The organism is Allobosea sp. BE125, assembly GCF_031456075.1.
GTDB lineage: Bacteria > Pseudomonadota > Alphaproteobacteria > Rhizobiales > Beijerinckiaceae > Allobosea.
Genome location: NZ_JAVDTY010000009.1, coordinates 1 through 18,005 on the forward strand (window position 1 = coordinate 1; position 18,005 = coordinate 18,005).

18 protein-coding genes are annotated in these 18,005 nt (G+C 65.5%); 8 read left to right on the plus strand and 10 right to left on the minus strand.

Going from position 1 to position 18,005, the window contains the following annotated elements:
- Positions 1-92: 92 nt before the first annotated feature.
- Positions 93-551 carry an Lrp/AsnC family transcriptional regulator gene (locus J2Y55_RS19425; RefSeq protein WP_069690413.1) on the minus strand — a complete coding sequence of 153 codons (459 nt, stop codon included), beginning with the start codon at positions 549-551 and terminating at the stop codon, positions 93-95.
- 149 nt (positions 552-700) lie between these two features.
- Between J2Y55_RS19425 and J2Y55_RS19430 the strand changes: the two genes are divergently transcribed.
- A complete protein-coding gene (locus J2Y55_RS19430; protein ID WP_310156937.1) occupies positions 701-1,984 on the plus strand; it encodes a cystathionine gamma-synthase family protein in 1,284 nt (427 codons plus the stop codon).
- Between the two features lie 145 nt (positions 1,985-2,129).
- On the opposite strand, the gene J2Y55_RS19435 is transcribed toward J2Y55_RS19430, so the two are convergent.
- The 3 genes from J2Y55_RS19435 to J2Y55_RS19445 all read right to left on the minus strand — a co-directional run bounded on the left by J2Y55_RS19435 (position 2,130) and on the right by J2Y55_RS19445 (position 4,951).
- A complete protein-coding gene (locus J2Y55_RS19435; RefSeq protein ID WP_310156939.1) occupies positions 2,130-2,816 on the minus strand; it encodes an SH3 domain-containing protein in 687 nt (228 codons plus the stop codon).
- Positions 2,817-2,841: 25 nt separating this feature from the next.
- Positions 2,842-3,939: a hypothetical protein gene (locus tag J2Y55_RS19440; protein ID WP_310156941.1), complete on the minus strand. Its 1,098-nt coding sequence runs from the start codon at positions 3,937-3,939 to the stop codon at positions 2,842-2,844.
- 274 nt (positions 3,940-4,213) lie between these two features.
- Positions 4,214-4,951 carry a DUF3750 domain-containing protein gene (locus J2Y55_RS19445; RefSeq protein WP_310156943.1) on the minus strand — a complete coding sequence of 246 codons (738 nt, stop codon included), beginning with the start codon at positions 4,949-4,951 and terminating at the stop codon, positions 4,214-4,216.
- Positions 4,952-5,094: 143 nt separating this feature from the next.
- On the opposite strand from J2Y55_RS19445, the gene J2Y55_RS19450 reads away from it, so the two are divergent.
- The 6 genes from J2Y55_RS19450 (at position 5,095) to J2Y55_RS19475 (ending at position 10,223) form a co-directional block, all read left to right on the plus strand.
- The gene (locus J2Y55_RS19450; protein WP_310156945.1) at positions 5,095-6,207 is read left to right on the plus strand and encodes a polyamine ABC transporter substrate-binding protein; all 1,113 of its coding nucleotides are present in this window, start codon (positions 5,095-5,097) and stop codon (positions 6,205-6,207) included.
- Positions 6,208-6,264: 57 nt separating this feature from the next.
- Positions 6,265-7,419, plus strand: a complete 1,155-nt coding sequence (locus tag J2Y55_RS19455; protein ID WP_310156947.1) for an ABC transporter ATP-binding protein — start codon at positions 6,265-6,267, stop codon at positions 7,417-7,419.
- Between the two features lie 243 nt (positions 7,420-7,662).
- Positions 7,663-8,562 (plus strand): ABC transporter permease, encoded by a 900-nt coding sequence (locus J2Y55_RS19460; RefSeq protein ID WP_310156949.1) that lies wholly within the window; start codon positions 7,663-7,665, stop codon positions 8,560-8,562.
- Positions 8,559-9,347 (plus strand): ABC transporter permease, encoded by a 789-nt coding sequence (locus J2Y55_RS19465; protein WP_310156951.1) that lies wholly within the window; start codon positions 8,559-8,561, stop codon positions 9,345-9,347. Before J2Y55_RS19460 ends, J2Y55_RS19465 begins: the two co-directional genes overlap by 4 nt.
- 117 nt (positions 9,348-9,464) lie before the next feature.
- Positions 9,465-9,722 carry a hypothetical protein gene (locus J2Y55_RS19470; protein ID WP_310156953.1) on the plus strand — a complete coding sequence of 86 codons (258 nt, stop codon included), beginning with the start codon at positions 9,465-9,467 and terminating at the stop codon, positions 9,720-9,722.
- A 138-nt stretch (positions 9,723-9,860) separates the two neighbouring features.
- Positions 9,861-10,223 (plus strand): hypothetical protein, encoded by a 363-nt coding sequence (locus J2Y55_RS19475; protein ID WP_310156955.1) that lies wholly within the window; start codon positions 9,861-9,863, stop codon positions 10,221-10,223.
- 40 nt (positions 10,224-10,263) lie between these two features.
- Here the strand turns inward: J2Y55_RS19475 and scpA are convergent, their stop codons facing one another.
- The 6 genes from scpA to J2Y55_RS19505 all read right to left on the minus strand — a co-directional run bounded on the left by scpA (position 10,264) and on the right by J2Y55_RS19505 (position 16,718).
- Complete coding sequence (scpA, locus tag J2Y55_RS19480) at positions 10,264-12,429, minus strand: methylmalonyl-CoA mutase (protein ID WP_310156957.1); 2,166 nt, start codon at positions 12,427-12,429, stop codon at positions 10,264-10,266.
- Positions 12,426-13,259, minus strand: a complete 834-nt coding sequence (gene thiD, locus J2Y55_RS19485; protein WP_310156958.1) for a bifunctional hydroxymethylpyrimidine kinase/phosphomethylpyrimidine kinase — start codon at positions 13,257-13,259, stop codon at positions 12,426-12,428. Before thiD ends, scpA begins: the two co-directional genes overlap by 4 nt.
- A complete protein-coding gene (locus J2Y55_RS19490; protein WP_310156960.1) occupies positions 13,256-13,537 on the minus strand; it encodes a helix-turn-helix domain-containing protein in 282 nt (93 codons plus the stop codon). The genes thiD and J2Y55_RS19490 overlap by 4 nt, the downstream gene beginning before the upstream one ends.
- Positions 13,534-13,827, minus strand: a complete 294-nt coding sequence (locus J2Y55_RS19495; RefSeq protein WP_310156963.1) for a type II toxin-antitoxin system RelE/ParE family toxin — start codon at positions 13,825-13,827, stop codon at positions 13,534-13,536. The genes J2Y55_RS19490 and J2Y55_RS19495 overlap by 4 nt, the downstream gene beginning before the upstream one ends.
- Before the next feature lie 54 nt (positions 13,828-13,881).
- Positions 13,882-15,849, minus strand: coding sequence for a methylmalonyl-CoA mutase family protein (locus J2Y55_RS19500; RefSeq protein ID WP_310156965.1), 1,968 nt, complete (start codon positions 15,847-15,849; stop codon positions 13,882-13,884).
- Positions 15,850-16,091: 242 nt separating this feature from the next.
- Complete coding sequence (locus J2Y55_RS19505) at positions 16,092-16,718, minus strand: hypothetical protein (protein WP_310156967.1); 627 nt, start codon at positions 16,716-16,718, stop codon at positions 16,092-16,094.
- Positions 16,719-16,898: 180 nt separating this feature from the next.
- Between J2Y55_RS19505 and J2Y55_RS19510 the strand changes: the two genes are divergently transcribed.
- Positions 16,899-17,918 carry a DUF4399 domain-containing protein gene (locus J2Y55_RS19510; RefSeq protein WP_310156969.1) on the plus strand — a complete coding sequence of 340 codons (1,020 nt, stop codon included), beginning with the start codon at positions 16,899-16,901 and terminating at the stop codon, positions 17,916-17,918.
- Positions 17,919-18,005: the final 87 nt, after the last annotated feature.

The window sequence follows — 18,005 nt, forward strand, 5'->3', positions numbered from 1 at the left end:
GTCAGGTCAAAGCGAGCCATCTCAACCTCCAAGGCTGAGATCAATGAATCAGAACTCAGTCCCGCAGGGAATCCCGTTTATGAGTATGTGACCTAAAGCGGCGGCAGGCCGTTGCGCTTCTTGATGGTGGCCAGGGCGAAATTGGATTCGACCGACTGGATGCATTTCAGGCGCGTCACCTTCTGTTTCAGGAAGCGCTCATAACCCTCGATGCCGTCGGTCAGGACGCGCAGATGGTAATCCTGGCTGCCGGTCATCAGATAGCATTCGGTGACCTCGCTCCAGCTTTCGACCGCCTTTTCGAATTCGGAGATGTTCTCCTGCGTCTGCTGCGACAGGCGCACCGAGACGAAGACGCTGAAGGGCAGGCCATAAGCCTTGGGATCGACGATCGCGGCATAGCCCTTGACGACGCCGGTCTCCTCCAGCCGCTTCAATCGGCGCAGGCAGGGCGTCGGCGAAAGCCCGACCTTCTCGGACAGCTCCTGATTGGTGATGCGGCCATCCTCCTGCAGCACGGCGAGGATACGGCGATCGATGGAATCGAGCATGGTCTGCTCCCGTTCGGCTCAACATTGGCAGAAAGCTGCATCGAGGGCCTTTACGGCAATGATGATCGGTCATGCAATGCCGCCGCGAAAGGCGTAACCTGACGCTCACGAGCCATGGGCGAACCGTGCCGCCGCGGAGGACATAATCGATGAGCGAAGACAGCTATCACAAGGACCGGATCGCCAACCGCAAGCTCCATCCGGAGACGCTGATGATGGGCTTCGGCTATTCGCCGGCGATGTCGGAAGGCTCGCTCAAGCCGCCGATCTTCCTGACCTCGACCTTCGTTTTCGAGAACGCCCAGCAGGGCAAGGATTTCTTCGACTTCACCTCCGGCCGGCGCAAGCCCAAGCCCGGTGAAAAGCCCGGCCTGGTCTATTCGCGCTTCAACCACCCCAATATGGAGATCCTCGAGGATCGCCTGGCGATCTGGGACGAGGCCGAGAAATGCGCCGTCTTCGCCAGCGGCATGGCCGCGATCGCCACGACCTGCTTCGCCTTCCTGCGCCCCGGCGACACCGTCATTCATTCGCGCCCGCTCTATGGCGGCACCGAGACGCTGCTGAAGAACCAGATGGGCGCCTTCGGCGTCACCCCCTTCGGCTTCACTGATGGGCTCGACATCGCGCAGATGCGCGAAACCGCCAAGGCGGCCGCTGCCAAGGGCCGCGTCGGCATGATTCTGGTCGAGACGCCGGCGAACCCGACCAACGGGCTGGTCGATCTCGCCGCCTGCGCCATGATCGCCGATGAGCTGGAGAAATCCCAGGGCCATCGCCCGCCGGTCGTGGTCGACAACACCATGCTCGGCCCGAAATACCAGAAGCCCTTGAAGCAGGGCGCCGATCTCTCGCTGCTCTCGCTGACCAAATATGTCGGCGGTCACAGCGATCTCGTCGGCGGCTCGATCAGCGGCTCGGACGCGCTGGTGCGGCAGGTCAAGAGCTGGCGCGGTTCGCTCGGCACCCAGCTCGACCCGAACTCCTGCTGGATGCTGATGCGCTCGCTGGAGACGCTCGATATCCGCATGAGCCGCGCCAATGAGAACGCCAAGCTGGTGGCGGAGTATCTCTCCAGCCACCCGAAGGTGGCCAAGGTGCACTACCTCGGCGATCTCCGGGACGGCGACCCGCGCAAGGCGGTGTTCGACCGGCAATGCACCGCCGCCGGCTCGACCTTCGCCTTCGACGTCAAGGGCGGCGAGAAGGAGGCCTTCGCGCTGCTCGACAACCTCCAGATCATGAAGCTCGCGGTTTCGCTTGGCGGCACCGAGACGCTGGTCTCGCATCCCGCCGCGATGACGCATTCGGGCGTGGCGAAGGAATTGCGCGAAGAGATCGGTCTGACCGATGCGCTGATCCGCATCTCGGTCGGTATCGAGAACATCGAGGATTTGATCTCGGATCTGGCGCAGGCGCTGGAGGCGGTCTGAGGCGCTAGAGCCGGATGATTTCAGACGGGGTCACTTCGTGATCCCATCTGAAATCTGAATCCGTCTCTCATCCAAGAGTTAGAGCAGGATCAATGCGAAAAACCGGTTCCCACTTTTTCGCATCCTGCTCTCGCGAGCAGCGGCTTCAGAACCCGCTGCAGCTGGTTTCCTGAATCGCGCAGATCTGGTTGAGCCAGGCCCGGAAGCGGCCTTGCGGCAGCCCGCTCTGCGCGGCCGGCGCGATGTCGAGCCGCTGCCCCAGCGCGTCGCCAGCGGGCAGGGGGCCGAACTCGACCAGGGCCCATTTGCCCTGGCAGCCGATCAGCCGTCCCACCGCTCGCAAGCCGTCATTGTCGAGCGTCAGCCCGGTTTCGGTGCCAAGCACGATGGCGGCCTTCTCGCTGGGTTGAGCCCGCCCGGCCGGGCTTTGTGTCTTGACGGTCAGCTTCTGGCCGCTGACCCAGCCCCGCCCGCCATACATCGCCCGCTCCGCCGCGCCGGTCAGTTGCGCGTTGTCGCGGGCGTTGCGGATGCGGAACCAGCCCTTGGCGCTGGCCGTGATCTCGACCTCGACCATGACGGAGAGCCCATCAATCTCCTTGCTGAGCGTCACGGGTGGCAGCCGCCCGACGATGCCGAAGCCCGTTCCCGGCCCCGAGCGAACATTGAGGCCAGCGGGATCGGTCTCGGTGACGAAGGCGCCGATCGCGCAGGCGGCCTCTCCCGGCGGGGCCTCGATCGGGCGCTCCTGGGCGCCGGCCGCCACGACCGACCAGACCGAGGCGATGACGGCCGCGGGCAGCACCGGAAAGCTCTTTCGGACCGGCGGCATGGGCATGGCCTCAGCAGGCATGGCCTCAGCGCGCCGCGTTGACGAGCACGTAGAACAGCGAAGCCGGCTTTCCGACCGTCGCCAGGAACGCCTTGTAGCGGTTCGTCGGGATGGTCTGGCAGCCGGCGGACCAGGTGTCGGGCTCGAGCACGCTGTCCTTGCCGCCCTGGTGGATAAACATCGAGGTGCCGGCCTTCCTGGCGTCGATCCGGTTTGGGTCGGCAGTGGTGAAGCGCCCGTCGCCATCGGTGTCGCGCTCGACGACCTGGGTGATCTTGGTCTGGAAGGCGCGGGCGCCGACGTGGCCGTTCGGCTTCTCGTAATAGTGATAGGTGCCCTCGATCAGCCGGCCGAGATCCTTGATCTTGTCGTTGTTGCCGTCTTCGCCGTCGATCTTGTTGAAATGCACGCCGCCATAGCGCTGGTCCTGCCGGCCGCCGCCCGGCTTGCCGGCGGCGCGTTGCGAATACTGGGCGCCGGGCTCGGTGCAGATCGGAAAGATCGTCGACATCCCTGTCGACCCGATTCTGCGCAGGACGACGAGCCTGTCGTCATAGGAGCCCTCGCCGTGATGGGCGAGCGTGCTCGTTTCATTGCGCAGGGACAACAGCGAGACCATGCCACCCTTGAAGTAGGCGCGCGCCATCGGGCTGGCGAAACGCCGGAACACGGCGGCGTATGCGTCGAATTCCTGTTTCGGCGTCTGAAAATAGAGCTTGCCGCCATCGGGCCTGCACAGCCGCACCGCCTCGATCTGCTCGTATAGCACCCGGTTGTCGCGCCTGCGCAGCGCGGCCTTGGCCGCCTTGCCCAGGCGGATGTCGGCTGCCCGCCAGACATAGTCCTGAAGCGCCCAAGGCACGGTCTCGACCAGCGCCAGCCAGGCCTTGGCGTCGATCGGAGCGTGGCCCGCCAAGGCCTTGTTCAATTGCCGGCCGAAAGCCGCGAAATCGAGCGCCCGCTCTTCCAGCCAGGGTGGTGGGCGCTGCTCCTTGACCACGGGCTGGCCTTTGGCTGTGGGCTGGTCCGAGACGACCGCCAGATGCGCCCGCGCATCGGCGCGCGGCTTGATGATCCAGGAGGGCTGATCGCGCCCGCCGATCGTCAGATCAGGCCACGGCATGCAATCGCTCCGTCATTGCAGGCTGCCGGTCTCGGAGCCGGCCAGCTTCGGTTGGCAACGGGCCGAAACTAACCATGCGTCATAGGGCTGCGCAAGCGCGCTGGCGCCTGGAGGGCGTCATTCTCGGGCTTGCCCCGAGAATCTCATGACCAGAGAATCTCCTGACCAGAGCGCTCTGGTTTACGAGATGGGCGGGTCAAGCCCGACCATGACGCGCTTGGGATCCCGCGTCTCCGCTTCGCCTGGAATGACGCGGTGTTTCCGAGCTTGGGCCCTAAAAACCCACCCGTCCCCAGCCCGGCAGCTTGAGGGCGGGGTGGCGCAGGTCGAGGCCGGCGACGAGGCCGAGTAGGTTGACCTCCACGCCTTCGACCCAGCCCAGCGTCACGCCGGCGAGGCCATAAAGCGAGGCCTGCACGCCGGTGCGGCTCGGGGTGAGCCCGGCGAAGAGCCCCTCATCGCGCCAATCCTTGCCGATCGCCGTCGGCGGCAGGGCTTGGGCGAGCTCGGGCACCTCGGCCAGCACATGCTGGACGAAGCTGTTCGAGTTCGGTCCCGGCCAGGCGAGATAGCTGCCCGGCGCGGGATAGGCGTAATCGGCGACGGCGGCGCGGATGCGCGGGATCATGCGTTCGGCTTGCTCGCCTCGGATTTCGGCGACGGGCTCGGGCGCGTTGCCGAACCAGCGGCCATCGGCCTCGCGCAGGTTGACGCGCACCGGCGTGCCCCAGCCGACGACATCGAAGCGGGTATAGGTGCGCGCGCCCTTCTCCTTCACCACGATCCAGGAATGATGCGCGAAGATGCCGCGCCAGCGCCCGACGCGGGCGGCGAAGACATGGACCACCGCCTCCGGCTCGCTTGCGGCAGTCGGCAAGAGCCTGGCGCTCGACCAGTCGGCCCCGCGCCAGTCGCCGGCATTGGCCTGTAGCGACCACCAGGCGGCATGGGTCGCAACCGGCAGCAGGAACAGGATCGCAAAAAGCGTGACGAAGCGGCGCAGGTGACGCATGCGGCAGGATATGTGGCCGCCATGTTGCATCGCAAGGCCACGGGTAAGACGACTGCGCGTCATGCCACGATCACAATGACTTGAGGCGCGCGAGCAAGCTGCTAGCTTGCGCGGCGATTGCGACAAGGGGGAGTCGGGTTTCGATGACGGCGTGCGGTTGGCTGAGGGGAGCTCTTTCGGGCGCGGCGATGGGGCTCGCGCTTCTCGCTGGGGGCGCTGCAAACGCGCAGAACAAGGAGCTGCGGATCTATAACTGGTCCGACTATGTCGACCCCGAGGTGCTCGACGCCTTCAAGAAGGAAACCGGGATCACCGTCGTCTACGACACCTTCGACCAGATGGAGACGGTCGAGACCAAGCTGCTCGCCGGCAAGACCGGCTATGACCTGATCGTGGTCACCGCCTCCTTCCTGCCGCGCCACATCCCGCTCGGGCTTTATGCGCCGATCGACGCCAACAAGGTTCCGAATCTGAAAAACGCCTGGCCGGAGATTCAAGGGCGGCTCGCCAAATACGATCCCGGCAACAAATACGCCGTCGATTACATGTGGGGCACCACCGGCATCGGCTACAACGTCGCCAAGATCAAGGAGCGGCTCGGGCCGGACGCCGTGATCGACAGCTGGAAGATCATCTTCGAGCCCGAGCAGCTCAAGAAGCTCTCGAACTGCGGCGTGCATGTGCTGGATGCCGTCGAGGAGATGTTTCCCGCAGCCCTGCGCTATCTCGGATTGAACCCGGATTCCAAGGCCGAGGCCGACCTCAACAAGGCCGGCGAATTGCTGCGCAAGATCCGGCCGCACATTCAGAAATTCCACTCCTCGGAATACATCAATGCGCTCGCCAATGGCGATATCTGCCTCGCCGTCGGTTATTCCGGCGACGTGCTGCAGGCCAAGAAGCGGGCCGAGGAGGCCAAGAACAAGGTCGAGATCGCCTATGCCATCCCGAAGGAGGGCGCCTTGATGTGGTTCGATTCCTTCGTCATTCCCAAGGATGCCGGCAATCCCGAGGCGGCGCTGGCCTTCATCGATTTCGTCAACCGCCCGGCCATGGCGGCGAAGAACTCGGACTTCATTCAATACGCCAATGGCAACCTCGCCTCGCAGCCCTTGCTGTCGGCATCGGTGCGCGGCAATCCGGGCATCTACCCGTCGGAGGCCGTGATGGCGCGGCTCTATACGATCACGCCCTACGACCAGAAGGCGCAAAAGCTGGTCAACCGGCTCTGGACCCGCGTCAAGACGGGCAAGTGAGCGTGGCCCAGTGAGCGCGGCCAAGTGAGCACGGCAATGGGGCGGGGGGCGGCTCTCATGCGCAAGGCCTCGCCGGGCAGCGTGCGCCGCGCCTTCCAGCCCTGGAACGACCCGCAGGCGCGCCCGCTGGTGGAGTTCCGCAATGTCACCAAGCGCTTCGGCGCGGTGACGGCGGTCGATGGTTTGTCGCTGTCGCTCTATCCGCGCGAATTCTTTGCGCTGCTCGGCCCCTCCGGCTGCGGCAAGACCACGCTGATGCGGATGCTGGCGGGGTTCGAGCGGCCCGATTCCGGTGAGATCCTGCTCGACGGCATCGACATCACCACTGTCCCGCCGCATCTGCGCCCGGTCAACATGATGTTCCAGTCCTATGCGCTGTTTCCGCATCTCAGCGTTGCCGAGAATATCGGCTACGGGCTGAAACGCGAGGGCTTAGCCAAGGCCGAGATCGCCAGCCGCGTCACGGAGATGCTGGCGCTGGTGAAGCTGGAGGGGCTCGGCGCGCGCCGGCCCGACCAGCTCTCCGGCGGGCAGCGTCAGCGCGTCGCGCTTGCCCGTTCGCTCGCCAAGCGGCCAAAACTCCTGCTGCTGGACGAGCCCATGGCGGCGCTCGACCGTAAACTGCGTGAGGCGACGCAATTCGAATTGATGGATCTGCAGAGCACGCTCGGCACGGCCTTCATGGTCGTCACTCATGATCAGGACGAGGCGATGACGATGGCCGACCGCATGGCGGTGATGGACCATGGCCGGCTGGTCCAGATCGGCCCGCCGGATGTGATCTACGAGGCCCCGGTCAACCGTTACGTCGCCGAGTTCGTCGGCGACATCAATGTCCTCGAGGGGCGCGTCTCGCTCGTCGAGGGCGACCTCGTCAGGGTCGAGAGCTCTGTCGCGGGCCTGCTCGAACTGGATGAGGATGCAGGCAGCTTCGCGCCGGGCGACGCGCTGCTCATAGGCTTGCGGCCGGAGAAGATCGCGCTCGGCCATGACGAACCGGCGCAATGCCTCAACAAGGTCAGGGGCGAGATCTGGGACATCGGCTATCTCGGCGACGTCACCATGATCCAGGTCATGGTCGGAGGCGAAGGCGGCACGCTTTTGAAGGTCGCGCTGGCCAACCGCACAAGGCGGATCGAGCGGCCCTTTGCCTGGGACGACGTGGTCTGGCTGTCCTGGGACGTCGAAGCCGGGTTGGCGCTGGCGCCATGAAGAATTTCACGCTCCCTTCGACCGGAATGGGCGCGGGGAACCCTCTCCCGGAGGGAGAGGGCAGGGTGAGGGGTAGGCCGTTTGATGCCTTAGCCGTGACCTCACCGCTGCTTCGCTGTGAGGTCCGCGCTTGACTGGTCCAGTGGCCTACACCTCACCCCTGCCCCTCTCCTTACAGGAGAGGGGTTCCCCGCGCGTCCCGCGGCAAGCGGCACATGGGGGCTGTAGAGAGGGGGTGGTGTCATGAGCGCCGCCTCCCGCCCGCCGCGCGCCCGCCTCGTCGTGGCCATCCCCTATCTCTGGCTGCTCGCCTTTTTCCTCGTGCCCTTCGCCATCGTGCTGCGCATGGCGTTCTCGCATGCCGATACGGCGCTGCCGCCCTATGCGCCGCATTTCGCAGGTTTTGCCGCGATCGGAGAGTTCTTGGCGGCGCTCGATCTCGACAATTTTCGCCTGCTCGCCGACGACACACTCTATTGGCAGAGCTATCTCTATTCCTTGCGCATCGCCGGCCTGACGACCTTGCTTGCGCTCGCGATCGGCTATCCGCTTGCCTATGCGATGGCCTCCGCTCCCAAAAGCTGGCGAGGCGCCCTGCTCGTCCTCGTCATCCTGCCGTTCTGGACCTCCTTCCTGATCCGCGTCTACGCCTGGATTGGCATCCTGCGGCCCGATGGCTTGCTGGATGCGGCCCTCATCGGCCTTGGCCTTACGCAGGAACCGCTCAGGCTCTTGAACACCGAGGCCGCCGTGCTGATCGGCATGGTCTATTCCTATCTGCCCTTCATGGTGCTGCCGCTCTTCGCAACGCTCGAAAAGCTCGACCGCTCCCTGCTCGAGGCCGCCGCCGATCTCGGCGCCAGGCCATGGACGGCCTTCCTGAGCGTGACGGTGCCGCTTTCTATCCCCGGCGTGCTCGCCGGCTGCGCGCTCGTCTTCATTCCGGCGGTCGGTGAGTTCGTCATTCCCGATCTGCTGGGTGGGCCCGACACCATCATGATCGGCAAGGCGCTGTGGACGGAGTTCTTCTCCAACCGCGACTGGCCGCTCGCCTCGGCCGTGGCGGTCGTACTCCTCGTCCTGCTGGTCCTGCCGCTGGCGTTGCTCCAGCGCGCGCGCCTCGCGCGGGGAGGGGCGGCATGAACCGGCTCGGGCCCGGCCTCATCCTGGCGCTGGTCGCCGGTTTCGCCTTCCTCTACCTGCCGATCCTGGCGCTCATCGCCTATTCCTTCAATGCCTCGCGACTGGTGACCGTCTGGGGCGGGTTCTCGACGCATTGGTATGGTGCGCTCATGCACAACGAGCCGCTGCTCGACGCCGCCTGGCTGAGCCTGCGACTGGGCTGCGTCTCGGCGACGCTGGCCACAGTGCTCGGCACGCTCGCGGCCCTGGCGCTGGCGCGCCATGGCCGGTTCCGCGGCCGGACCTTGTTCTCCGGCATGGTGCTGGCGCCGCTCGTCATGCCGGAGGTCATCACCGGCCTGTCCCTGCTCCTGCTCTTCGTCGCGGCAGATATCGAGCGCGGCTTCTGGACCGTGACGATCGCCCACGCGACCTTCAGCCTGGGTTTTGCCTGCATCGTCATCCAGGCGCGGCTCGTCGGCTTTGACCGCTCGCTCGAGGAGGCGGCGCAGGATCTCGGCGCGACGCCGCTGATAACCTTCTGGACCGTGACCTTGCCATTGATCTGGCCCGCGGTCGCAGCAGCCTGGATGCTCGCCTTCACGCTCTCGCTCGACGACCTCGTGATCGCGAGTTTCACCACCGGGCCGGGCGCGACGACCCTGCCGATGCGGCTCTATTCGGCCGTGCGGCTCGGCGTCTCCCCCGAGATCAACGCCGCCTGCACCTTGATGATTGGCGCGGTCGCTGTTGCCGTGATCGCAGCCTCGCTCCTGCTGAAGCGCGAGCGGATGGCCGGTGGCTGAGTGGCCAGCGCGGATAAATAGCAGGTGAATGGCGGCCTCAAGCCCCGTTCAGCCCCGGCATGCGACTGTCCGGGTCAGGCGAGGGAGTGTCCTTCGCCGTCAGACAGGACAGGGACCATGTTCCGTACATTCGCCGGCCTCTCCACCCTCGCCATCGGCGCTGCGGCGCTGGCTGTTGCGAGCTTCGCGCCGATCACATCCGCGAGCGCCTTCGATGGCCGCTATGAGCCCGGCTATCAGCGTGCGGAGTATGGTTGGCGCCCGGCGCCGCCCGTCGTCCACGGCTATTGGGGCCGGCGCTATTGGCGCCATCAATATGAAGGCCATGGCTTCCGCGCGCCGCCGCCGCCTCCCTATGGTTACGGCTGGCGCTGACGTACAGCTTCCGGCGGCAGGCGCGCTTGTGCCTGCCGCTTCGCAAGCGTTGCGGCATGTTTCCCCAAATGGAACAAAAGCGCCAAGTGGAACAACAGCGCTGAGCGGAACAAAAGAGCCGAGCGGGAGGTTTCTGTGATGGAAAAGAGGACCACGATCATGATCCGCAAGACCCTAATCGCAGCCGCGACGACGCTGGTGCTCGGCGTAGGCTTCGTCGGCCTGGGCGGCGTGGCTGCGCCGAGCTCGGCTCAAGCTCAATGGCGCGACTATGATCGCCCTTATTACGGCCAGCGCCGCCATTATCGCGAACGCGCCTACCGCCCGCAGCGGCCGGCCTATAGGCGAGGTTACAACGTGCCCGCCGGCCCCGGTGGCTTGGGCCGCGCCGGGGTTCTACCGAACGGGCGTACCTTCTACACGCCGCCGGGCCGGCAGCTCCCCGGGGGGCAGACCTATGAGACCGCGCCGGGCAGGCAGGGGCAGGGCGGGTTTAACTGACCGCTCGCCGAACTCCGCGACCGATTTGCAGCCGCCGGGATTACTCGGCGGCTGATTTTTGCGCGTAGCCCAGCCGCTGATTGAGGTTTTCGAGCAGCTTCTCGGCCGCGTCGGCGATCACCGTTCCCGGCGGGAAAATCGCGCTTGCGCCGGCCTCGTAGAGCGCTTCGAAATCCTGCGACGGGATCACGCCGCCGACGACGATCATAATGTCGGGCCGGCCGGCCTTGGCGAGCGCGCGCTTCAATTCCGGCACCAATGTCAGATGGCCCGCCGCAAGCGAGGAGACGCCGACGATATGGACGTCGTTCTCGACTGCCTGGCGCGCCGCCTCGTCGGGTGTCGCGAAGAGCGGCCCGATATCGACGTCGAAGCCGAGATCGGCGAAGGCCGAGGCGATCACCTTCTGGCCGCGGTCATGCCCGTCCTGCCCCATCTTGGCGACGAGGATGCGCGGCCGGCGGCCATCGGCCTCCTCGAAGGCTTCCGTCATCATCTGCACGCGTGTCACGGCTGGGTTCATGGTGCCGACCTCCCGCTTGTAGACGCCCGAGATCGACTTGATCTCGGCGCGGTGGCGCCCAAAGACCTGCTCCATCGCCATCGAGATCTCACCGACGGTGGCTTTGGCGCGCGCAGCCTTGACCGCGAGGTCGAGCAAATTGGCGTCGCCCTTCGCGCCATGGGTCAGCGCGGTGAGCGCAGCCTGGACATCGGCCTCATTGCGCTCCGCCTTGAGCCGGCGGAGCTTGTCGAGCTGCTGCTTGCGCACCGAGGCATTATCGACCTTGAGCACGTCGATCATGGCCTCGTTCTCAGGCTTGAACATGTTGACGCCGATGATCGCCTGCTGGCCGCCATCGATGCGCGCCTGCGTCTTGGCGGCGGCCTCCTCGATGCGCAGCTTCGGGATGCCGGCCTCGATCGCCTTGGCCATGCCGCCGAGAGCCTCGACCTCCTGGATATGCGCCCAGGCTTTTGCCGCAAGCTCGGCGGTGAGGCGCTCGACATAATAGGAGCCGCCCCAGGGATCGATGATGCGGCTCGTGCCGCTCTCCTGCTGCAGCAGGATCTGGGTGTTGCGGGCGATGCGGGCGGAGAAGTCGGTCGGCAGGGCCAGCGCCTCGTCGAGCGCATTGGTGTGCAGCGACTGGGTGTGGCCCTGGGTTGCCGCCATCGCCTCGATCATGGTGCGTGGCACGTTATTGAAGACGTCCTGCGCCGTCAGCGACCAGCCCGAGGTCTGGCAATGGGTACGCAGCGGCAGGGATTTTTCGCTCTGCGCGCCGAAATCCTTGACCAGCTTGGCCCAGATCAGGCGGCCGGCGCGCAGCTTTGCCACCTCCATGAAGAAGTTCATGCCGATGGCCCAGAAGAAGGACAGGCGCGGCGCGAAGACATCGACGCCAAGGCCGGCGCGCTGGCCGGCGCGGATATATTCGACGCCGTCGGCGAGCGTGTAGGCGAGCTCCAGATCCTGCGTCGCTCCCGCCTCCTGCATGTGATAGCCGGAGATCGAGATCGAGTTGAACTTCGGCATGTTCTGCGAGGTATAGGAGAAGATGTCGCCGATGATCCGCATCGAGGGCGTGGGCGGATAGATATAGGTGTTGCGGACCATGAACTCCTTGAGGATGTCGTTCTGGATGGTCCCCGAAAGCTTGGCCGCCGGCACGCCCTGTTCCTCGGCCGCGACGATATAAAGCGCCAGCACCGGCAGGACGGCGCCGTTCATCGTCATCGAGACGCTCATCTGGTCGAGCGGGATGCCTGAGAACAGCGTGCGCATGTCGTAGATCGAGTCGATCGCGACGCCGGCCATGCCGACATCGCCGCCGACGCGGGGATGGTCTGAATCATAGCCGCGATGGGTGGCGAGGTCGAAGGCGACCGAGAGGCCCTTCTGCCCGGCGGCAAGATTGCGCCGGTAGAAGGCGTTGGAATCCTCGGCCGTGGAGAAGCCGGCATATTGCCGGATCGTCCAGGGCTGGTTGACATACATCGTCGGATAAGGCCCGCGTAGATAGGGCGCGATGCCCGGAAGCGTCTCGACGAAGGGCAGGCCGTCGCGGTCAACAGCCGTGTAGAGCGGCTTCACCGGAATGCCCTCCGGCGTCAGCCAGTCGGCGCCGGTCGCGGGCGCGGTCGTCGCAAAGGGAGCGCCGTCGGCAAAGGCCAGCGTCGTGAAATCCGGGATCGCGGTCATGGCTGTCTCCCGTCGGATTGGTCCCACCAATGGTGGAAATGATGCACCGGTCCGTGGCCGTGGCCAACCTGAACCTGATCGGCGGCGGCGATGGCCGCCGAGATATAGCGCTTCGCCTGGGCGACGGCCTCGGGCAACGTGAGCCCCTTGGCGAGACCCGCCGCGATCGCCGACGACAAGGTGCAGCCCGTGCCATGGGTGTTGCGCGTCGCCAGGCGCGGGGCGTTGAAACGCTGGCGGGCTCCGCCGGAAAGCAGCAGCAGGTCGCTGCTGACATCACCGGTGCCGTGCCCGCCCTTGATCAGAACGTTCGCGGCTCCAAGCTCGGCAAGCTTGCCGGCCTGCTCGTCGATCGCCGCGTCGGTCTCGGCAATGCCCGTGCGCAGCAGCGCGGCGGCCTCGGGCAGGTTCGGGGTGATCAGCGTCGCCAGGGGAAAGAGATGGCGGCGGATCGCGTCGACGGCGTCGTCCTGCAGCAGTTTCGCGCCCGACGCCGCGACCATCACGGGATCGAGCACGATGTTGCGGGCCTTGTGGCGGATCAGGCCGTTGGCGACGGTTTCGATCAATTCCGCCGTCGCCAGCATGCCGATCTTGACGGCGGCGACATCGAGATCCTCGAACACCGCATCGAGCTGCTGGGCGACGAAATCGGCCGGCACGGCGTGGATGGCGCGGACGCCGGTCGTGTTCTGCGCGGTCAGCGCGACGATGACGCTTGCGCCATAGACCTGATGCGCCGCGAAGGTCTTGAGATCGGCCTGGATGCCGGCGCCGCCGCTGGAATCGGAACCGGCGATGGTCAGGGCGATGGGGGGCGGTGTGCTCACTCGGCGGCTTCCAATGTGATCCTGAGCTTTGTGCCCGTGGCTCGGGCGTAGCGCTCCAGCGTCCGGGTCGAGGGCTTGCCCCAGCCGCTTTCGAGCCGCGCGATCACGGATTGAGTCGTGCCCATGCGCTGGGCGAGCTCTTCCTGCGTCAGCCTGGCGTTGGTGCGGGCGCGGATCAAGGAGGTCAGCAGGGCGAATTCCTCTTCAAGCGCGTCATATTCACGCTTGAACTCGGTGTCCTGCATTTGTTCGGCGACCCATTCGCGAATATCTCTCATGTCACGTCCTTCGCGCGTTCGCGGGCCAGATCGAGTTCGCGTTTTGGCGTCTTCTCGGTTTTCTTGATGAAGGCCCGCACGATAACGACGCGCCGCCCGCTGGCGGCGATATAGATTGCTCGCGCAATGCCATCGCGACCAGTCAGCCGCAGCTCCCAAAGTTTGTCGCCCAGCGGCTTGACCCATCCGAACGGCAAGGCATGAAGGCCGTCTTCCCGGATCACCTGAGTGAAGCGCGCAAAGCGCGCCCGGATATCGGGAAGGTAGAGCCGCGAGCTCCTGTTCGACAATGTGGTTCAACGCTTGAACCACCCATTGCTGTCCAACGTTCATAGCAAATTGCGCTATTTTGGCGATGCCAAGATGGCAAGCGCGCTTTCGAGCAGGGCGACGACATCGCAGCCGGCATGGATGAAGCCGGTCACGCCGGCTGCCCTGAGCGCGGCCTCGCTCTCGCCCGGCCGGCCGGCGAGCCAGATCGTCGCGCCGGCTTGCCTGAGCGCCGTGGCGGCTGCGGTTGCCTCCGCCGCATAGCGCTCATCCGAGCCGCAGAGGCAGGCGAAGCCCGCGCCCGATGCCTGATAGGCCGCAATGAGGGCCGCAAGATTGGTGGCGCCGTCCTTGCTGAAACCGTCTTTGGTGAAGCCATCTTGGCTTGGCGCCGCCAGTCCCCCGGTCTCGAACAGGTTGCGGGCGAAGCCGGCGCGCGCGGCGAAATCGGCGATCGGCCCCAGCGTCGCCAGGAAGACGGAGGGGCGCTCGGGGAAGGCATCGGCCTTGTCGCGCAGGGCCTCGAATGCCTCGGCCAGCCGGTGCGAGGGCAGGGGCTCGGCTCGCAGCGCCTCTTCCGGCGCGCTCAAGGCCTGCTCGCGCGCCGCGCCCTGCACCAGTTGAGCGATGAGATCGCTTTGGTCCTGGGCGCTCGCCTTGGTCTCAGGCGGGCGGGCTGCGCGGCGCGCGGCGGGCGCGACATCGAGCACGCTGACGGGGGCCTCCTTCAGATTGGCGAATTCGCTCGTGCCGGTGATCGGCTCGCGGCGCGTGGCGATCGCCTTGGCGCGCGCCTCTCTCTGGCGGGCGAGGCCGGCCTGGACATGGCCGTTCGTCAAGGCCGAGACGATGCCCGGCAGGCCGCCTTCTGCCTCGCGCTCGAGATCCTGGAACTTGCTCCAGCCCTGTTCGCAGAGCGCCTGGGTCAGGTTCTCGAAACTGCCGGCCCCGGCGGCGGGGTCGGCGACGCGCCAGAGATTGGCCTCTTCGAGCAGCACGAGCTGGGTGTTGCGCGCGACGCGGCGGGCAAAGGCGTCGGGCAGGCCGAGCGCGGCCGTGAAGGGCAGGACGGTGAGGCTATCAGTGCCGCCGATCCCGGCCGAGAAGGTCGCGATCGTGCTGCGCAGCATGTTGACCCAAGGGTCGCGCCTGGTCAGCGAGCGCCAGGCGGTCTCGGCATGAAGGACCATCGGCTTCGGTGCGAGCCCGCAGGCTGTCTGCACGCGCTCCCAGAGCAGACGGGCGGCGCGGAACTTGGCGATGGTGATGAACTCGTCGGTATCAGCGACGAGGACGAAGGAGATCGCGTCGCGGGCCTCATCCAGCGCCATGCCTTGTGCCTCGAGCGCGCGCAGATAGGCGACCGCCGTGGCGAGCGCCGCGCCGAGCTCCTGCGCCTCGCTCGCGCCGGCCTCGTGATATGGGCGGGCGTCGGCGGTGAGGAACGGCCCGTTGAAGCCGCGCTGCTTCAGCGCCCGGATCGTCTCCGCCAGCCTGCGGCCGATCTCCGGCCAGGACGCGGCGAAGACGCCTTCGCTGGCCAGAAGCCCGATTGGGTCGAGCCCGAAATCGACCGCGCCGCTATCGGGCGCGATGCCGCGCTTCTCGAACAGGGCCGCCAGCATGAGCGCATTGACGCGGCCTTGCGGGGCCGGGTCGAGCCGCAACCGGATCAGCTCCAGCATGACGCCGTCAAGCGCTGCATTGAGCGCTGCGACATCTCCTGCGACGAGCCCATGGCCGCGCGCGGCGCGCGCGCCGAGGAAGGACAGCACGAGCGAATCCGCCCCGCCCTCGAGATCGGCCAAGGCGAGCGCTTGTGCCTGCGCCGGCTCGGGATGATCGACGCGGGCCGAGACATGCCAGCGGCCGGCCTCAGCTCGCAGCGGCCTCCGCGTCGGGCTGGCGGCGGCGTAGAGCGGCTCGATGCGGATGCCATCGGCGCTGCGGCCGACCAGCCGCTTCTCGAAATCCGCGCCCTTCAGGACCTTGTCGACCGCCCCCCGCCATTGCTCCAGGGAGGGCGAGGGAAAGGCATTCATGAAAGGCAGCTCTGACAATGAAGGCAGATCTGACAAGGAAGGAAGGTCTGGCGATGCGGCCGCGTTCATCTGCGCTTGTGCTCCCTCTGCCCTACCATTGTGCAATCGCGAAGCGCTGATTGCCATGGGTGCGGGCGCACCGCCATGCCTAGTTCGTCGTAAGGGGCGTGCGCGAATGCGAAGAACTGGGTGTGGGTAGGAGGGAAGCTGGAGAACCGATGGTGTTGTTGGAGCTCAAGCCGTTAGGGACCTAGCATCGGTCCCTTGGGCTGGGCACGCCATGGTTTCGCTTCCCATTCAGTCTGCCAGTCGAGATTATCGTGATTGTATCCGGTGCGCAGAGCACTCTCGACTTTCGTCAGTCGTATGCTGCGGACACTCTGCCCGACCATATAGGTCATTCTCTGCGCCAGATGCGGGACGGCGTCGGATGACGTTGTCGCTGTGAAAATTCCGGCCTCCGCTTTCCACACGAGATGACCAGTGTTCCGTCTAAGGCTGAAACCTCCACCGGGGAAGTCGGAAGGCATTGGCAGAAGCACAACCTCAAAACCTTGTCGGGTTACTTCCCAAAGCTCGTCGCCAATACTCCAGCAGGGCACCAACGCGACGACCGGTCCCTGTGGTATGCGATGGAATTCAAGTGGGCTTTCTCTTTGTAAATCAGTTTGGCCACACGGAGTGCCGCTCCACTTGCCCGGCCACCCAGTGGGATGAAACTTTGCCAGCTCCGCCCATTTGGGGACGATCACAGGGTTACCGGGCTTGGCGGAGAAAAGCGTCACCGGCCGATCCTGTGCATTTGCGGTCGTCCAGGCAGACAGAGCAACCACGCATCCCAGAAGAAATCCGCTCACCTTCTTCGACATTATTCCATCCTCTGTGACGCTCGGTGAACGGCGGTTTCCTACTCTTCAGTCCCTCACTAACCACCGTTGCCAAACTATCGGAATTAGAAGATCGGCACGACAGCCAGGATCGTCCAGCGACCGTCGCCTGAGGCTTGTCAGCCAGCCGATGAGCATCCCGCAAGGCGGGCAGGCGCCCGCTTGGCCTGGCTCAGGATCCGCTTTATCGACCCGGTCGTCGCCCGCAAGGCCCGCCAGACCACCCGGCAGCATATCCCGGCTATGCCGGCGATCATCGCCAGCGCGGAGATTTTTGCCTTTCCAGGGCCGTTTTGCTACTCCTGTTCTGCTACTCCTGTGACGAGCTGGTTGCGAAGGAGCTGGATGATGCTGGATCGTTATGCCTTGCGGGCCCTGGCAGCTTGTTCGATCCTGCTCCTGACGCCCGCGCTCGCTCAGGCGCAGACACCGCGCACCCCAATCCGGCCCGATGCCGTGGTTTTTTTCACGGATCTGAAGGATGGCGCGGTCATTCCGCCGAAGCTCACCCTCAAGTTCGGCGCATCCAATTTAGACGTTGTTCCGGCGGCGGTCGCAAAAGCCAATTCCGGCCATCATCATCTTCTCATCGACAGCCCGGTGCCGGCGTTAGGCGAGCCGATTCCGAGCGATCCCGGCCATCTGCACTTCGGGCGCGGCCAGACGGAAGCCGAGCTTGTTCTCGCTCCCGGCCCGCATACGCTGCAACTGCTGCTCGGCGACCACGATCATGTGCCGCACAATCCTCCGATCATGTCCGCGGTGATCCACGTGACGGTGTCCGACAAGGCCACCGCGCCAGGGCGCACGGCGTCGCTGCCGGATTCTGAGGTCTATTTTATCGGCCTTCCCAACGGCTCGGTCGTCCCGCCAAACCTGACGGTCCGGTTTGGACTGCGCACTATGGGTGTTGCCCCGGCAGGCGTCGTCAAGGCTGGCACCGGGCATCACCATCTCATCATCGACCGGCCTGCGCCCGCTTTGGGGGAACCCATTGCCAGCGATCCGAACCATCTCCATTTCGGCCGCGGTGAGACTGAGAAGAAGATCACGCTTGCGCCGGGCCGGCACACGCTGCAACTCGTGCTGGGCGATCAGGACCATATCCCGCATGATCCGCCGGTCATGTCACAGCGGATCGAAGTGAGAGTGGTGAGGCCGCATAGGCAGCGGCGCTGGTAGACAGGTGCGGGCAAGACAGGTGCAGGAGAGACAGGAGTGGATGTCGAAAAACTTCGGCGCGGCGCGGGTAACTCTGATCCGGTGATT

What these genes read in the sequence shown, in the direction of transcription:
- J2Y55_RS19425 (WP_069690413.1), bottom strand. Translation starts at nt 551, where the DNA reads ATGCTCGATTCCATCGATCGCCGTATCCTCGCCGTGCTGCAGGAGGAT.
- J2Y55_RS19430 (WP_310156937.1), top strand. Translation starts at nt 701, where the DNA reads ATGAGCGAAGACAGCTATCACAAGGACCGGATCGCCAACCGCAAGCTC.
- J2Y55_RS19435 (WP_310156939.1), bottom strand. Translation starts at nt 2,816, where the DNA reads ATGCCGCCGGTCCGAAAGAGCTTTCCGGTGCTGCCCGCGGCCGTCATC.
- J2Y55_RS19440 (WP_310156941.1), bottom strand. Translation starts at nt 3,939, where the DNA reads ATGCCGTGGCCTGATCTGACGATCGGCGGGCGCGATCAGCCCTCCTGG.
- J2Y55_RS19445 (WP_310156943.1), bottom strand. Translation starts at nt 4,951, where the DNA reads ATGCGTCACCTGCGCCGCTTCGTCACGCTTTTTGCGATCCTGTTCCTG.
- J2Y55_RS19450 (WP_310156945.1), top strand. Translation starts at nt 5,095, where the DNA reads ATGACGGCGTGCGGTTGGCTGAGGGGAGCTCTTTCGGGCGCGGCGATG.
- J2Y55_RS19455 (WP_310156947.1), top strand. Translation starts at nt 6,265, where the DNA reads ATGCGCAAGGCCTCGCCGGGCAGCGTGCGCCGCGCCTTCCAGCCCTGG.
- J2Y55_RS19460 (WP_310156949.1), top strand. Translation starts at nt 7,663, where the DNA reads ATGAGCGCCGCCTCCCGCCCGCCGCGCGCCCGCCTCGTCGTGGCCATC.
- J2Y55_RS19465 (WP_310156951.1), top strand. Translation starts at nt 8,559, where the DNA reads ATGAACCGGCTCGGGCCCGGCCTCATCCTGGCGCTGGTCGCCGGTTTC.
- J2Y55_RS19470 (WP_310156953.1), top strand. Translation starts at nt 9,465, where the DNA reads ATGTTCCGTACATTCGCCGGCCTCTCCACCCTCGCCATCGGCGCTGCG.
- J2Y55_RS19475 (WP_310156955.1), top strand. Translation starts at nt 9,861, where the DNA reads ATGGAAAAGAGGACCACGATCATGATCCGCAAGACCCTAATCGCAGCC.
- scpA (WP_310156957.1), bottom strand. Translation starts at nt 12,429, where the DNA reads ATGACCGCGATCCCGGATTTCACGACGCTGGCCTTTGCCGACGGCGCT.
- J2Y55_RS19490 (WP_310156960.1), bottom strand. Translation starts at nt 13,537, where the DNA reads ATGAGAGATATTCGCGAATGGGTCGCCGAACAAATGCAGGACACCGAG.
- J2Y55_RS19500 (WP_310156965.1), bottom strand. Translation starts at nt 15,849, where the DNA reads ATGAATGCCTTTCCCTCGCCCTCCCTGGAGCAATGGCGGGGGGCGGTC.
- J2Y55_RS19505 (WP_310156967.1), bottom strand. Translation starts at nt 16,718, where the DNA reads ATGTCGAAGAAGGTGAGCGGATTTCTTCTGGGATGCGTGGTTGCTCTG.